General features: G+C 64.4%; 1 protein-coding gene. It reads left to right on the top strand.

Annotation, left to right across the window (positions count from 1 at the left end; translation table 11 throughout):
• Positions 1-2 precede the first annotated feature (2 nt).
• Positions 3-239, top strand: a 237-nt coding sequence (locus SB719_RS22420; protein ID WP_412160071.1) for an aminotransferase class III-fold pyridoxal phosphate-dependent enzyme, incomplete at its 3' end; no start/stop codon positions are given.

Raw genomic sequence — 239 nt, 5'->3', positions numbered from 1 at the left:
CCTTGTACGAATTCACCGATTCGCCTTTGCTGCAACGCCAGCAACAGCAGGAATCCAACGCCCGCAGTTACCCGCGGCGCATTCCGCTGGCGCTCAAACGCGCTCGTGGCATCCATGTGGAAGATGTCGAGGGCCGCCAGTTCATCGACTGCCTGGCCGGTGCCGGCACCCTGGCATTGGGCCACAACCACCCGGTGGTGGTCGAGGCGATCCAGCGGGTGCTGGCTGACGAGTTGCCG

This window comes from Pantoea sp. SIMBA_079 (assembly GCF_046940275.1).
GTDB classification, from domain to species: domain Bacteria; phylum Pseudomonadota; class Gammaproteobacteria; order Enterobacterales; family Enterobacteriaceae; genus Pantoea; species Pantoea borealis.
The sequence above is the reverse complement of the archived record's forward strand: the minus strand, read 5'-3'. Positions and strand labels throughout refer to the sequence as shown.